The sequence below is a fragment of the Verrucomicrobiaceae bacterium genome (genome assembly GCA_016713035.1).
GTDB lineage: Bacteria > Verrucomicrobiota > Verrucomicrobiia > Verrucomicrobiales > Verrucomicrobiaceae > Prosthecobacter.
Genome location: JADJPW010000001.1, coordinates 1,561,215 through 1,577,059 on the forward strand (window position 1 = coordinate 1,561,215; position 15,845 = coordinate 1,577,059).

8 protein-coding genes are annotated in these 15,845 nt (G+C 58.3%); 5 read left to right on the forward strand and 3 right to left on the reverse strand.

Translation table 11 applies throughout. The features are described from left to right. Positions 1-158: 158 nt before the first annotated feature. The 3 genes from IPK32_06705 (at position 159) to IPK32_06715 (ending at position 4,234) form a co-directional block, all read left to right on the forward strand. Positions 159-521, forward strand: coding sequence for a hypothetical protein (locus IPK32_06705; protein MBK8091668.1), 363 nt, complete (start codon positions 159-161; stop codon positions 519-521). Beyond that, positions 454-1,578 (forward strand): hypothetical protein, encoded by a 1,125-nt coding sequence (locus IPK32_06710; GenBank protein ID MBK8091669.1) that lies wholly within the window; start codon positions 454-456, stop codon positions 1,576-1,578. The genes IPK32_06705 and IPK32_06710 overlap by 68 nt, the downstream gene beginning before the upstream one ends. 67 nt (positions 1,579-1,645) lie before the next feature. Continuing rightward, on the forward strand, positions 1,646-4,234 hold the full coding sequence (locus IPK32_06715) for an SUMF1/EgtB/PvdO family nonheme iron enzyme (GenBank protein ID MBK8091670.1): 2,589 nt from the start codon (positions 1,646-1,648) through the stop codon (positions 4,232-4,234). A 29-nt stretch (positions 4,235-4,263) separates the two neighbouring features. On the opposite strand, the gene IPK32_06720 is transcribed toward IPK32_06715, so the two are convergent. Continuing rightward, on the reverse strand, positions 4,264-4,923 hold the full coding sequence (locus IPK32_06720; protein MBK8091671.1) for a hypothetical protein: 660 nt from the start codon (positions 4,921-4,923) through the stop codon (positions 4,264-4,266). Between the two features lie 94 nt (positions 4,924-5,017). Beyond that, positions 5,018-5,671: a L,D-transpeptidase gene (locus tag IPK32_06725; GenBank protein MBK8091672.1), complete on the reverse strand. Its 654-nt coding sequence runs from the start codon at positions 5,669-5,671 to the stop codon at positions 5,018-5,020. A gap of 383 nt (positions 5,672-6,054) precedes the next feature. Here IPK32_06725 and rnr point away from each other — a divergent pair, with 383 nt between their 5' ends. Next, entirely contained in the window at positions 6,055-8,277 is a 2,223-nt protein-coding gene (gene rnr / locus IPK32_06730; protein MBK8091673.1) for a ribonuclease R, read from the forward strand. 15 nt (positions 8,278-8,292) lie between these two features. On the opposite strand, the gene IPK32_06735 is transcribed toward rnr, so the two are convergent. Next, entirely contained in the window at positions 8,293-11,397 is a 3,105-nt protein-coding gene (locus IPK32_06735) for an efflux RND transporter permease subunit (GenBank protein ID MBK8091674.1), read from the reverse strand. Positions 11,398-11,645: 248 nt separating this feature from the next. On the opposite strand from IPK32_06735, the gene IPK32_06740 reads away from it, so the two are divergent. Further along, positions 11,646-15,812 (forward strand): serine/threonine protein kinase, encoded by a 4,167-nt coding sequence (locus tag IPK32_06740; protein MBK8091675.1) that lies wholly within the window; start codon positions 11,646-11,648, stop codon positions 15,810-15,812. The last annotated feature ends 33 nt before the right edge of the window (positions 15,813-15,845 follow it).

Sequence of the window (15,845 nt, forward strand, 5' to 3'; positions counted from 1 at the left end):
GGAGTTTGAGGGTCGCCATCTATGGGCGCAGAAGGCCGGGAATCAATGACGAATGCCATGCCAGTGTGCCGAGAGGGAGCTTTCGATCCATTTCGAGGCATAATCCGCCGATCAAAGGGGGCAAAGAACCCCGCTCCTGGCTTCGTTGCCACACGGTCATGCGTTTCTTCGCCATCCTACTCCTCGTTTCATCGTCCTTTGCCGCCGATTTGCCTGATCCGGCTGCCATCTCCGCAGCGATGAAAAAAGCCGTCACTTACGCTCACACGCACCTCGCCCGCCAGGGGGGCTATGCCTCCTCGTATGACAAAGAAGGGAAAATCGGCGAAACGGAGCACAGCGAGTCCCCGACGATCATCTCCATCCAACCACCCGGCACGACGACGATGGGGCTAGCGATGCTGCGGGCCTACCGGGCCACGGGTGATGCAACGATGTTCAAAGCGGCCCGTGATGCCGCTGGGGCACTCATCCGCAGTCAGGCTCGCCTCGGGTGGCTGGGACAGCGATTTCGACTTTGATCCCGAAAAGGCGAAAAAATACCACCTTCGCTGCCAATTCGACGCCGGAGACAAGGAAACCGGCAAACGCAAAAACCTGAGCACCCTCGATGACAACAAAACCCAGTCTGCGATGCTTTTTCTGCTAGAAATCGCCCACGAAGCAGCCCTCAAAGATGACACCGCACTGCAACAAGCCAAGAAGGTGGCTTTTGATGCCCTTTTAGCCGCACAGGCACCCTGCGGCGCATGGCCGCAGCAGTTCAAAGAGCCCGCCGATGCCGCCGCACCCGTGCTAAAGGCCAGCTACCCAGAGACATGGAGCCGCACCTTCCCCAAAGAGGACTACAAGAGCTATTACACCCTCAATGACGGCAACCTCAGCGAGATCGCCAAAGTGCTCATGCGTGCCTACGAGCTGGAAAAAGATGAGCGCTACCTCACCGCCATCAAGAAGCTCGGTGACTTCTTCATCCTCGCCCAGATGCCAGAGCCACAGCCCGTCTGGGCCATGCAATACGATCACGCCATGCATCCAGCCTGGGCGCGGAAGTTTGAGCCACCATCCGTCACCGCCTACGAGACGATCGAGGCGCTGGAGACGCTCCACAGCATCTGGGTGCTCACAGGTGATGACAAATACCTCGCCCCCATGCAGCCCGCACTCGCGTGGTATCAGCGCTCCAAACTGCCAGATGGCACCTACGCACGCTTTTATGAGCTGAAGACCAACAAACCGCTCTTCTTCGTCAAAGACACCTACGAGCTCACTTACGACGACAGCAATCTGCCCACACACTACTCCTTCAAAGACGACCAGCAGGACGATCTGGACGCCCTCAAAGAAAGACTGGTAAAACCACGCGAGGAACTGCTCCAAAAGCTCGCTGGCCCGCAGAATCCCAAAGTATGGCGCAGCCGGGCCAAAGGTGCCGCAGAGAAGGCACGCCGCGCCGCCGAAGCGCTCGATGCCGAGGGCCGCTGGCTCAAAAATGACCGCATCGACGGCAGCGACTTCGCCAAGCACGTGAATGCCATGGCCATCTTCGTCGAGGCATCTCAAAAAGCGGCTGAGTGACGCAGAGGGGCCGCACGGAGCCCCGTCCGCACCATTTAATAGACTGCGGCTGTGATTTTCTTGCCTGATGAGCTTTCCCTCTCGTAGAGTGCCAGACATGCCGGCCAATACGCGCACCGCTCCTGATATCCGTGACCATGAGACGCTCCGTCTCATCGGCCGTGGGGCATTCGGTGAGGTGTGGATGGCACGGAGCGTCACCGGAGCCCTGCGGGCAGTGAAGGTGGTGTGGCGTGAGGATTATGACCGACCAGATTCATTCGAGCGTGAGTTCGAGGCGATCAAACGCTACGAGCCGATCAGCCGCCGCCACGAGGGCCTAGTGCCGATTTTGCAGGTGGGGCGGAACTCCCAGGAGGGCTTCTATTATTATGTGATGGAGCTGGCAGATGACCTCGAGCGCGGGCGAGACATCACCGAGGAGACCTACCTGCCACACACGCTAGGTCTGGAGATGCGGCGGGATAAGCGCATCACCGCAGAGCGCTGCGTCCAGATCGGTGCGAACATCGCAGAGGGACTCGATTACCTGCATCAAAACAAGCTCATCCATCGTGACGTAAAGCCGTCGAATCTGGTCTTCATTGATGGAAAGTGCCGATTGGCAGACATCGGGCTCGTAGCGCTACTCGGACAGCGCAGCTTCGTCGGCACCGAGGGCTTTGTTGCCCCTGAAGGGCCAGGTTCCGTGGCATCGGATCTGTTTTCGCTCGGCATGGTGCTCTATGAGGCGAGCACAGGGAAAGACCGGCTCGATTTCCCAGATCTGCCGTCCTGTGCAGACACCGGCGACCGCCTGGATGTGTGGCGCAGACTGCATGATGTGATCTGCGTGGCCTGCGCCCCCCAGGCAAAGGACCGCCACATCAGCGCAGATGAGATGGCCCTGGCTCTACGCGGACAACCTCTGCCCAGTCAGCGCAAGCGTGCACTGTGGACAGCGATGATCGTTGGCGCGGCAGCGATGGCTGTGATCGGAGCCCTGGCCGGCGTGTGGTGGGTGCAAAAACAGCGCACCCAGCAGGCTGTGGCACTGCGCCAGCAGCAGCCGCGCCTACGCATCACCACCGAGCCAGCGGGAGCGACTGTTTTCTCCGGCCAGGAGAAGCTAGGAGTGACCCCTCTCGATCTCAATCCCGTGGAGGACGTGCCGATCATCTACCAGCTCATGCTACCTGGCTATAAGCAGATGGAGATCGAGCATATCTCCAGCTCCAAAGAGCCTGCGGTCTATGATCTGAAACTAGAAACCACCCGCCTGCCGCAAAAAGGTGAGCGCTGGATGAACAGCCTGGGCATGATCTTCAAGCCCTCCGCAGGTGGTCACACCAGTGTCGATCCGGTGGAGATGAAGCACTTCAAACGCTTCCTCGATGCAGAAAATCGGACTTTTGAGGGCAAAGTCGTGCGCTGGCAGCCTAGCAAGGACAAAGAGAGCGCCTACATCGTCGTAGTCCCCGTGGGCGATGCAGAGGCCTTCCGCTATTGGGTCACGGAGTCCGATCGCAACGATGCCTACCTCAGCCAGGAGCACCATTATGTCGTAGAGCCCTTCTACTTCGTCGAAAGCGGGCAATCCGAGACACCCGACATGCCCGACATCGATGGCGACAGCACGGACGATGGTGAAAAAGACTGGCAGGCCTTTCACCTCCGAGTCGAGCGCCAGACCTACGGCAGCGTGGTGATCCGCACCCAGCCGGAAAAAGTCCGCGTCTTCATGCATGAGCAGCTCTTGGGCGAAACACCGCTGGAGCTACCCCGCGTGCGCACTGGAGCATTCGAAGTCGAATTGCGAGAGGAGGGCTTCGCCGATGTCGTGTTAGAGGGCGAGATCAAGGAAGGCGAGCTCACCGAGCTCTTCTCCGACATGCAGACACGCAAAGCAGTGAGCTTCGGCCGTGAATGGAGCGCAAACAGCCTCGGCATGCGCTTTGTCCCACTGGATGACAACAGCATGCTCGCCGCGTGGGAGACACGCTATCGCGACTACGTCGAGTACTGCCGCGCCACCGGCGCACGCAAACCCGGACGCATGGATGAAGGCGGCAATGTCAAAGGCGCAAACCTCCCCATCACGGGTGTGGACCGCGCAGAAGCCCGCGCTTTCTGCCAATGGCTCACCGAGCGCGAGCGCAATGCAGGCCTCATCGGAGCGAAAGATGTGTACCGCCTACCGACCGATGAGGAATGGAGCCGCGCCGCTGGCCTGCCGCCCGAGCGTGGAGCCACCCCGGCAGAGCGCAATGGCCGCATCCGCGGCGTTTATCCCTGGGGCTATGACTGGCCACCACCAGAGCAGATCGACAACCTCGCAGACCCAGTCGCAGCGCGGAAAGCCAGCCTCGATAGCTTCATCCCTGACTATGAAGATAAGTTCACCCACCTAGCCAGCGTCGCCGCGCTCAAACCGGGCAAAGATGGCTACAGCGGACTCGCAGGCAATGTCAGTGAGTGGGTGGAAACCGACTACGAACCCGCCGCCAAGCCAAAAAGCGAAACCGACAAGCCCCCAACGCCTCTCGCCACCCTGCGCGGAGGAAACTGGCGCAGCGCGACACCTGATGAGCTCCAATCCTCCATGCGCCAAGGCCTCCCACCGGAATCCCGCAAAAACACCATCGGCTTCCGCGTCGTGCTAGCGCGTGGGAAGTGAACAAAATCGGCCACGAAGGTGCCATCCGATCACTTCTTCAGTAAACCCACCTTTTTCGCCGCTGGCACATTCAGACGATGCGCAGCCAGTGGCAACACGGACTGGAGCTGTGGCGCAGCAGCCAGATCACGCGGCGTGATCATCTCACGCTCCAAAGGCAGGCCATGAGCGATTTCGCGAATCACTTGCTCATGAGGCTGCCACTTGAGCGAGCCCAACGTGACCAATTTCCCCATCTTTTGCCCAGTAGCAGCAAGCCAGCCTTTGTAGATCAGCTCCGAGCAGTAGATCTTCGCGTCATCGAGCTCATACTGAATATCGTAGGGCCGCCCCAGGAACCTGCGAGCTTGGGCGATCATCGCGGGCACATTTTTCTGGAGTTCTGGCTTTACGCGATGCACCGCAAAGCCTTTTCCCCGACCTTGGTGAATCCAGCGCAAAAGCGGCTTCTCCTGCACCGGCCCGATCGCCTCCAGCACATACCAACCGCCCTCCTTTTTAACCACGATGCCACAATGCGAAAAAGGCGATCCCGTGCATCCTTCAATCGCATCAATGACCGCGCCATGAGCCAAAGACTGAAAAACCAAATCGCCGTGCTGTGGCGTATAACTAACCGGAGGCACCTCATCGGCTACACCGAATAGGATGCTGACGAAAAGAATGCAGAGGACAGAGCAAAGGCGCATACAGGCCTACATTCTGCAAATCTGCCTCGTGAATGGCAAGACTTTAATGACAGCCCCAGGGCTTTGACGCCGATACAAAGCCAGCAAGGCCAGCCTATTCTTTCGTCACACTGACAGGCGAGCCTGACTGCACCCATTCATAAAAAAACTTGGCGGGATTCCCAGCCGTCAGCGGCATGCGGATGCAGCCATGCGAGGCAGGGTAGCTCGGCACACTGCTAAAGCCATGAATGAAAATGTTGCCATTGATCTGCACGCTCCACGGCATCGGTGCATTTTGGTACAGGCTGGAAAAATGCATCTTGGAGCGAAATGGCCCCGCGCGGAATTCACCAGCCGGAGTGCGACCATTTTTACCCGAGCTGATGTGCGTCTGAATCACCAGCCTGTCTCCCTGCCAGCCTTGCAGCACTTGCTTCGCCAGACTGATCTCCACGCGGTGCGCGGCTACACGCACTCGGAATCCACGGAAGATCTGCCCCACCTTCACCGTGCCATCGGCCTCTGCCGCAGCCACTGAGACACCCGCAGCGGCCAGATGCTCCAGGGTGATCAGCTCCGTGCCATCCAGCAGTTGGCGCAGTGACCCCGGATTGATCCTCGCTGCGCCGAGTTGTGTGACATGACCTTTCTCATCTACCTGCACGGGCAGCCTGAGTTCCTGAATGGCTTCATGCACGGGCAAAAAGATCTTCCCGGCCTCTGCCGCAAACGTGATACCATCCAAAGTGCCTGCCCAGACTGGCATGGTGAAAAGACACAGAATCAGAAGTCGAAGCGAGCTCATGCCTACACCATCACGCATCCAGCGTGCATCAGCAAGGGGCAGTGCGGCGGCGCTACGGACCCTGTCCGCATGGGTTGCCAGCCAAAGCGCAACTTGCGCAATCACTCGGGCATGCTAAGAGTGCGCCCGTCCGACTTGCTGCGGTGCCTTTTTAAAACTACGGCCAGCCAGCTCCCCCGGACACACATGGCACGCAGAGCGCAAATCAAGGCGGTCTCCATCATTCACAGCAGGCGGAAGCTCGTGGATCATGCCCCTGACCTCATCGCCCGACGCGGACACTCGCGGTGAGATCACTCCAGCGCCCCTGCCCTGCCCGAAACACCAACAACACCCTCCAATTTATGGAACAAAACATCCTCAAACTCCTCGGCAGCGCCGACTACACTCCATCCAACGTGCCTGAGCTCCTCCAGGCACTCCAGCTCAAAGCCTGGCAGCAGCAGGAACTCCAGCGCTACCTCAAAGACATGGCCAAACGCGGCGAAATCATCCGCACCAAAGGCAATCGCTACATCGCCGCACGCGAGGCTGATCTCATCCCCGGCACCATCTCCGTCAACCGCGCTGGAAAGGGCTTCGTCCAGCCAGATGAGTCCGGAATGGGCGAAATCACCATCACCGAGCGCAACATGGGCACCGCCATGCATGGCGACCGCGTGCTCGTGCGCCGCGATGTCCGCGCTGAGGGCCTCCAGCGCCCCATCACGCCCAAGGAGAACACAGGCACCATCGTCCGCGTCCTAGAGCGGAAGCGCACCCAATTCGTCGGCACACTGCAAATCTCCAAACAGCTTTTCTTTGTCAAACCAGACGATCCACGGCTGCCGGCCGCCGTCATGGTGCCGCCACCGAAAGACGTGGGCCGCAAAGCCCTGCATGGCGATAAAGTCGTCGTCGAACTCGGTGTGTGGGACAATGCGCAGACTCCGCCCGAAGGCGAAGTCATCGAAGTCCTCGGCCCGCCCGATGCCGAAGGCGTCGATATGCTCAGCGTCATCCGTCATTACGACCTGGTGCTGCATTTCCCGAAAAACGTGCTCCACGAGGCCCAAACCATCGCCAAATCACGCCCAGACAACCAACCCAGCGCCGATGAGTGCAAGGGCCGTACCGACTGCCGCAAGCACAACGTCATCACCATCGACCCCGATGATGCGAAGGACTTCGATGACGCCATCTGCATCCAAAAGCAGCCCGATGGCCAATGGAGGCTCTGGGTCCACATCGCCGATGTTTCACACTACGTGAAGCCCGGCTCCCCACTCGATGTGGAGGCCAAAAAACGCGGCAATTCCACCTATCTCGTCGATCGCGTGGTCCCCATGCTCCCGGAGGCACTCAGCAATGAGCTCTGTTCTCTCAAACCGGACGTCGATCGCCTCACCAAATGCGTCGAATTCGTCCTCAGCAAAGAAGGCCACGTCGTCAGCTCCAAATTCTACGCCGCAGTCATCCGCAGCAAACGCCGCTTCACTTACAAAGAAGCCTTCGCCGTGCTCCAGCGTCCGCCAGAGGGCGAAATCGAGCAAATGCTGCATGATGCCCATGCCATGGCACAGCGTATCCGCGCCCAACGCTTCAAAAATGGCTCCCTCGATCTCGATTTCCCGGAAAACAAAATCCGCCTCGACGAGCAGGGCAAAGTCATCCGCATCGAGCGCATCGAAAACGATGAATCGCACCAGCTCATCGAGGAATACATGCTCCTGGCTAATGAAGCTGTCGCAGGCCGCCTCATGCAGCTAGATCGCCCATGCGTCTATCGCGTGCATGAATCCCCGAAGGAAAAACGCCTCAATGACTTCCGTGAAGGCGTGCTAGCCCACCGCGTGCCGTGCGGGAATCTCACGCATCGCCCGGAGGTGCAAAAGCTCCTCGCCCGGCTGGCAGACCTACCCATCGGCGCAGCCTTGAAGATCGGCTTCCTCCGCTCACTCATGCGTGCCCGCTACGCCGTCGAGCCTCTCGGCCACTACGGACTCGCCAAGACAAAGTACACACACTTCACCTCACCGATCCGTCGCTACGCAGACCTCGTCGTCCACCGCGCTCTCTTTGAAAAGCCGCCCACACCCGGCGATGCCAAGCTGATCGCTGAGCACATCACCGCGACCGAGCGCAACAGCGCCGATGCCGAGCGTGATAGCAAAGACGTCAAGCTCTACGCCTATCTCGAAGCGCAGCTCAAAACGAAACGCCCCACCGCCTACGACGCACTCGTCACCGACGTGCGGAATTTCGGCTTCTTTGTCGATGTCACCGATCTCGGGCTCAGTGGCGTGGTGCCCTTCTCCGCCATGACGGATGACTTTTACACGCTCGATCCCGCCAGCGGCAAGCTCATCGGCCGCCGCACTGGCCGCACCATCCAGCTCGGTGACCGCGTGCAAGTCCAAGTGCGCAGTGTGGACCGCTTCAAAAAGCAGGTCGATTTCACCCTCGTGAAAAACACGGCAGAAAGTCAAAAGTCATCCACACGCCCGCAGAGCGACCGCCCAGCTCCCAAAAAGCACTTCAAAGCCCATGGAAAGCCGAAACGCTCCTGGAAAGGCCGTGGCAAATGAGCCTGAAAGCCGGACTCAGGGTTCCGTGCCCTCCATTGCCTCATCCAGTCTGCGGCTCGCATCGTGCGGAGAGCCTGTGTGCTTTGCCAGCAGGGCATACATCATCGGCACCAGGACCAGAGTCACCAGCGTGGCGATACTGACACCAAAGACGATCACGACACCGACGACGCGGCGGGTTTCATAGCCAGCGCCACTGCCGAGCATGAGTGGCAGCGCCCCCATCACGGTGGCTAGCGCTGTCATGATGATCGGGCGCAGACGCTGCTCACTGGCTGAGAGGATGGCCTCACGGAAAGCCACGCCTTCATCACGGAGCTGATTGATGAACTCGACGATCAAAATGCCATTTTTCGCCGCCAGCCCGATCAGCATGATCAGGCCGATCTGGCTATGAATGCTCTGATTCATGCCCATGAGCTTCAGACCCAACAAAGCACCACCGACAGCCATCGGCACTGTGAGCATGATGGTGAAGGGATGCACAAAACTCTCAAACTGCGCCGCTAGAACCAAAAAGGCGATCAGCAGTGCCAAAGCGAAGACGAGACCGATGCTGCCCTGATTCTGCTTCAGCTTCAGCGCATTGCCTTTGTAGCCGATCACGGCACTGCCAGGCAGCGTATCGCGGATCAGTCCTTCTAAATACGTCACGGCCTCTCCGAGGCTGTAGCCCGGTGCCAGCTCGGCATCGAAGGTGATGCTGCGCATGCGGTTGTATCGATTCAAAGTGCCGCTGTCGGCGAATTCCTCCATTTTGACCAGATTGGATAAAGGGATGAGTTTCTTCGTGCGGTCGCTACGCACAAAGAGGTTGTTCAGGTCCACGGGGCTGCGTTTGTCCGCGTAGCCGCCTTCCAGCACCACGTCGTATTCCTCACCTTGATGGATGAACGTGGTCGCACGGCGGCCTCCGAGCATGGTTTCGAGCGTGAGGCCGATGTCAGCACTCGAAACACCGAGATCGGCAGCTCGCGCCTGATCAATGTCGATGCGCAGTTGTGGCTTCGTATCACGGTAATCACAATCGAGGCCGATGAGCTGCGGATTTTGCCGTCCTTTGGCCAAAATGAGGTCACGCCACTGCGCCAGCTCCTCAAAGGTCGGGCCGCTCACCACGACCTCGACTGGCTTGTTCAGCCCGCGCAGGATCGCTTGGCGCATGATGACAGAAACCTTGCCCTCGGTCATATCAGCGGTTTTTTTCCGCACCTCATCCATGATGGAGAAACCGTCACGCCGCTGCCCAAAGGGCTGCAAGGTCACGACCGCGATGGATTCATTAAAATCTGCCGTGGAGCCAAAATTCCGCGGTGCACGCGAGTTCACCCGCGTGGCCTCCTTTGTATCCTCGACGAGGTACATGAGCCGATCCGTCAGCTTATCGAGCGTCTCTGCCGTATTAGCATAAGTCGTGCCTGGCGGAGAGGTGGCGGTGACAAAGAAACTACCGCGATCCTCACGCGGCATGAATTCATCCGGGATACTCATCAGCAGCCACACGCAGAGTGCCGTGAGTCCAGCGACGATGGGGAAAGAGGAGGCCGGAAAGTGCAGCGCCAGACTGAGCAGCCAGCGGTAGCTCCTCTGCACCGCGCCAAACACGCGATCGAGCAAGCGAGCGATGAGCCCATCCCCTTCCCTGCCACGCAGGATTTTCGACGCCATCATCGGCGATAAAGTGAGTGCTACGAAGCCGCTGAAAGCCACCGCGATGCTCAGCGTCACACTGAACTCCGCAAACATCTTCCCCGTATCCCCCGGCATGAACGCCACAGGCACAAAGACACTCATGAGCACCAGCGTCGTCGCCACCACGGCAAAGGCTACCTGCCGCGTGCCTTTGTAGGCAGCCACCAGCGGCTTCTCACCCTCCTCAATGCGGCGATGGATGTTTTCCAAGACCACAATGGCATCATCCACGACGAGGCCGATGGCCAATACAAAGGCCAGCAGCGTCAGCGTATTCATCGAGAAGCCCAAAGCCTGTAACACGAGGCAGGTGGCAAAAACACTCACCGGCACAGCCACCGTAGGGATCAAAACCGCACGGAAACTGCCCAGGAAGAGGAAAATAATGACCACCACCAACACCAATGCGATGCCGAGCGTGCGATACACCTCATGCAGTGATTCCTCGATGAATTGGCTGATGTCGTAGCTGTTTTCCAGACGTAGATCCGGCGGCAGCGTCTTGCGGATCTCCTCCGCCTCTGCACGCACGGCACGGGCGACCTCCAGGGGATTTGAGCGTGACTGGCGGATGATGCCGATGCTCACCATCAAGACGCGATTGCCTTTAAAAACCGTCCGTGCCTCCTCCGCCCCCAAGGAGATGCGTGCCACCTCACCCAGCCGTACTTGATAGCCATTTTCACCACGAAAGACGACGAGCTTTTCAAAGTCCTCCACACTACCGTATTGGCGATTCAGCCTCACCGTGAATTGCCGATCCAGAGACTGCACCGTGCCTGCCGGTGGGTCCACATTTTCACTGCGCAGCGCCTTTTCCACATCCAGCGCAGTGAGTCCGCGTGCCACCAGCGCCTCACGGTCCAGCCACACTCGCAGGGCATAACGACTACCTCCATTGATGCGAACCCGCGCCACACCCTCCAGCCGTGAAAAGCGATCCACCAAATAGCGCTCCGCATAGTCGGTGAGCTCCAAAGTGCCGCGATGATCGCTGGTGAGGTTCAGGTACATGAGCACCTCAGCACTCAGCTCCGTCTTACCGACATTCGGCGGCTCCACCTCGGCTGGGAAGGTCGATAGTATGGGGCTGATTGCCTCGCGTATATCATTGGCAGCCGCATCCAGATCACGCCCCAGAGTGAACTCGACCGTGATCTCGGATTTACCATCTGTACTGATCGAGGAGATGTTTTCGATGGCCTCCACCTGTGAAATGCGATCCTCCAGCCGCTGCGTGATGCGCCGCTCCACCACCGATGCCGCTGCACCACGGTAATAAGTCTCCACCGTGACGATGGGCGGCTCCACATCCGGGAACTCTCGTAGCGGCAGCCGCGTGTACGCGACGATGCCGAAGGCCACGAGGATGAGATTCATCACCAAAGCCAGCACCGGACGACGCACCGAAGTATCAGACAGCCACATTCAGAGAAAAGGAGGAGGGGAGTCATTGAACGCAGCGAAAGGCTGGGTCAATCGCTCACGCTGCGGTTTTTGGAGAAAGCCGCTGCGCTTCGCCCTTCTGAGCCGCCCCAGTGTGCGATACGTGCATCTCATCGTAACAAAGCCTGCGGAAAATAACGAGTAGCACCCCCTTAGGCTAACGGATAGGCTTCTAGGCCCCCTGTCTAGACGCTCGACATTTCTTCTTAGCCCTTCACAATCCTCCCGTTATGTCCTCCTCGTTCTCATCAAGCACACCTGGAAAACCCTGGCAGCCTCCTGCGCCGGAAGACCTTGCGCCGGAGCTGCCGCAGTATGAAATCCTGGGCCTGCTCGGACGGGGCGGCATGGGTGCGGTGTATCACGCCCGGCAGAAATCACTCAAGCGCGAGGTCGCCATCAAGCTGCTGCCACCGAGCATCGAAGACGCAGACATGAGCTACGGCGAGCGCTTCAAGGCCGAGGCCCAGGTCATGGCGCGGCTGAATCATCCCGGCATCATCGCTGTGTATGACGCCGGGGAGACGCCCGGCGGGCTGCTCTACTTCGTCATGGAGTATGTACAGGGCACGGACGTGCATCAGATGATCGCCAGCTCTGGCAAGCTGCCGCCGCAGCACGCGCACGCCATCACCGCCCATGTCTGTGATGCCCTAGCCTATGCGCATGCGAATGGCCTCATCCACCGCGACATCAAGCCCGCGAACATCATGGTCGATACGCAGGGCCGCGTGAAAGTGGCCGACTTCGGCCTGGCGAAGATGGCGAACGATGACCACGGCTTCACCAAGAGCAACATGGCTGTCGGCACGCCCGACTTCGTGGCTCCAGAGGCCCTCATCACCGGCATGCCCGTGGATGGCCGTGCTGACCTCTACGCCGTGGGCGTCATGCTTTACCAGATGCTCACCGGGCAGATCCCACGCGGTGCCTGGCATCCGGTCAGCGTCGTCGTCCCCGGCACAGACCGCCGCTTTGATGACATCATTGTCAAAGCCATGCAGTATGACCGCGAGGCACGTCACAGCAGCGCTTCGGAGCTGCGCCAGCACCTCGACACGCTTTTGATGCCCGCCGTGCCCGCGCCGGACCTTCAGCACTATTCCAGCGCCGGAATGGCCAAAAGTAGCCCTGTTGCTGTGCAACAGGAACCACCGCAGCCCCGCGCTCCAGCCCAGCCCACGAAAAAGCCCCTCCCCGTCGAATCAGGTGCCAAAAATTCAAAAACTGGCCTGTGGATCGGCCTCGGAGCCGCCGCCGCACTCGGTGTTGGCGCGTTCGTCATGCTCAGCGGCGGCAAAACGGCGAAGCAAAGTAGTCCGCCCGCTCCGTCGAGCGGAACGAGCACAGGCACCGTCCCAAAGCTGGCCCCCGAGCCACCGCCCAAGCCATTGATTTCTTCCCCGTCTTCCCCGCCTTCGACGGCTTCTGCGATAGCGAAGGCTCCCGCCCCTGTCTTTCCGCCCGGGAAATGGGTGAAGGTATTCTCAAACATGGAAGACTTTCCCGAAGGTCTGCGCAATTCGAAAAGCGGCGTAACTCTTGAAGACGGTTTCTTTTCAGCCTCACCTGCACGTGAGGTCAATGTAGGAATTCAATCCAAAGGTTCCCAATGGGGAATTCGGGGTATTCTTCGGCGCAACAAAGGCAACAGTAAGTCTTTAGGAGCACTACGCTTTGACGGTGAAACGCCGAATCTATGGGAAAGAATCACGATCCTGCCCCAGACTGGCATTCCACGAATCGAGCAATCGCTACCATCAGGGCAATTGAGTGTTGGATCAGAGTTGCCGGCCGCAGTCAATATTGATGCGGACAAAATGGTGAAGTTTGAGTTCGCGTCTTATGGCTCCCGATTGTTCGGACGAATTGATGACAGCCTATTGCCTGTGGTGAAAGCGCACGTGGCCAACCCAATGCCGGTTGTGTCAATCAATCACTCCATTCGCGACATCGAAGTCATCAACCTCGATGGCATCCCGGAAGCCGAAGCGCTCAAAATCCTCGGCGTGGATGAGAAGGGCAATGATCTTCGCTCGCCTACGGTTGCCAGCACTCCTACTGCCACCCCACCCGTTTCAGAGACTAAGTCGCCCGTTACAAATCCGGGTGCCTTGCCGCCCGGTCAGTGGGTAAAGCTGTTCACGAAGCTTGAGGACCTGCCTGCGGACCTGCGACAGCCGGACAGCGGCGTGAAGTTTGAGGATGGGTGGATTGATTTGGCTGCCTCGGCCAAATGGCTCCGTTTTCCATCCGTCCTAACCGGCAACTACGCTGTGAAGGCCCGGTTTCGCCGCAAATCAAGTGCCCAAAACCAGATCGTAGTCCGTCGCCAAATAACCGGCGGCACTGGCATGTACATGCTGCGATATTTCCAAGGCATGATGAGTTGCCTCAGCCGGGATGCTGGCAAAAACCAGGAAACGAAACTCTTTGATATGCCAGTGAAAGACGGAGTTTCAGATGGTGGCGAGTATATCCTGGAATTTGGCGTGGTGGGTGGCAAGCTCATTGGGCGCTATGACACCCAAGTCGTAGGCTTTGCCCAAGACGCACTTTGCCCAGAAGGAGTTGCCCACATCCAAGGATCTGCGCCCATCCGCGACGTCGAAGTCATCAACCTCGACGGCCTCCCCGAAGCCGAAGCCCTCCGCATCCTCGGCGTCGATGAAAAAGGCAACGACCTCCGCGCCCTCGCTGCGAAGCAGGAGTTGCAGAGGGCCGAGCGGGCGAAGGAGGAGGATGCCATAGCCGCCATCCCGGAGCTGAAGGTGCTGCACGATCAGTTCGTGAAGCTTCAGGCCGAGCGCGTCACTGCTCCCTTCGAGGCCGATGTGGCGAAGCTGAACAGCGGCTACCTCGGCGGCCTCGACCGCAAGATCGCCGACGAAAAGAAGGCCGGGCATCTCGATGGCGTCATCGCGCTGGAGGCCGAGAAGAAGCTCGTCCAAGGAGTGACGACTTCTACTCGTCAGCCCTCCGATACCCGGCTGCAGGATGCCGCCGCTCCTTGTCCGATCCCCGCCGAGGATGATGCCACGCCCATCGAGACACTCAAAGCCCTCCGCCAGATCTACCGCACGGCCTACGCCAAGCTGGAAGAGATCCGGGCCAGCAATCTGAAGCTTCTGACCACCCCCCTCTTTGTGCGACTGAAGAAACTTGAGGCTGACCTTACCAAGAAAAATAGCATTACAGATGCCCTCAAAGTCCAAGGTTATCGCAACGGCTTGAACATTGCAGAAAGCTCCCCAGCTCCAGCAGTGGTACCAACTAACTCAACCAGTGCACCAATGGCACAAGCCACTGATAAGACAGGTGCCGACCGACAAGCCGCCGAACTGGTGCTCAAACACGGAGGCGGGGTTACCATTGAACAGTCAGGCAAACGCACTGACATCAAAGGGATGGCTCAGATGCCAGTCAAGAACTTCGATCTGATTAAGATCACGTTGAATGCCGCGACTACTCCGAGTTTAAAGGCATTTGATGATGCTCAGATGAAGCTCCTGTCGGGCCTAGAAAAAATGGAGAGTCTGACTTTGCAAGATACCTTTCTGAGCACCTCTTTTCTAGATGTCTGCGCTTCCTGGCCTAAGTTCAAGGAACTAAAAGTTCATATCGACAATGGCATGAGCCCAGAACCCGAGGGATGGGAAAAACTGGCATTGCTGACTAAATTGGAAACACTTGATATCAATACCCAAAAGACACTGTCGGCAAAGGCCCGGCAGATCATCATCTCGCATCCGCGTCTAACATCCATCGATATTGTTAAAGATTGTGATGATGCGTTCGTGCTGCAACTCAGCACCATGAAACAACTTCGAGGATTAGGGATCTACATTGATCCCAAAATACTCAAAGCATCCAGCATTTCAGCGTTGGCCAAGTTGCCCAACTTGGAAAGACTGTTTCTACGCGGACCATCTGATGTGGCTGCCCGTTTGGAACTGGATCCCATTGATTTTACTGGATTTCGCAAACTCACAAGACTCGCAATACTCTACATGGTTCTCAGTCAGAATTTTGTGAAAAGCCTCGAGGGAGTACGTCCTTTGACGGACGAGTTAGTTTTAGAAGGATGTATTTTAGCCAATGACGCCGTTGTCAGGGCAGTGGGTTTAGTGGAATGCGGGCAGCTTGCGCTTAGGGGCTGCACTTATCCTGAAAACTACCTGAGTGCCATGCATCCGAAGAGTGCAGTGGGTACGCTGGTCTTCGCACACCAAAAAGACGGAAAGGTCCTTAATGACCTGCTGCCGACGTTGGCTGGCATCAAGTCGCTCAACCGACTCATATTGCCGGAGAGAGGCAGGCTGGATGTACCCATCGATCCCGTCAAACTCGCCGCCTTCCAGAAAGCGCGGCCAGATGTCCAGATTGTGGAACCTTAGTCTGCCGACCTCCAAGCATAGGCTGAGGTGGCG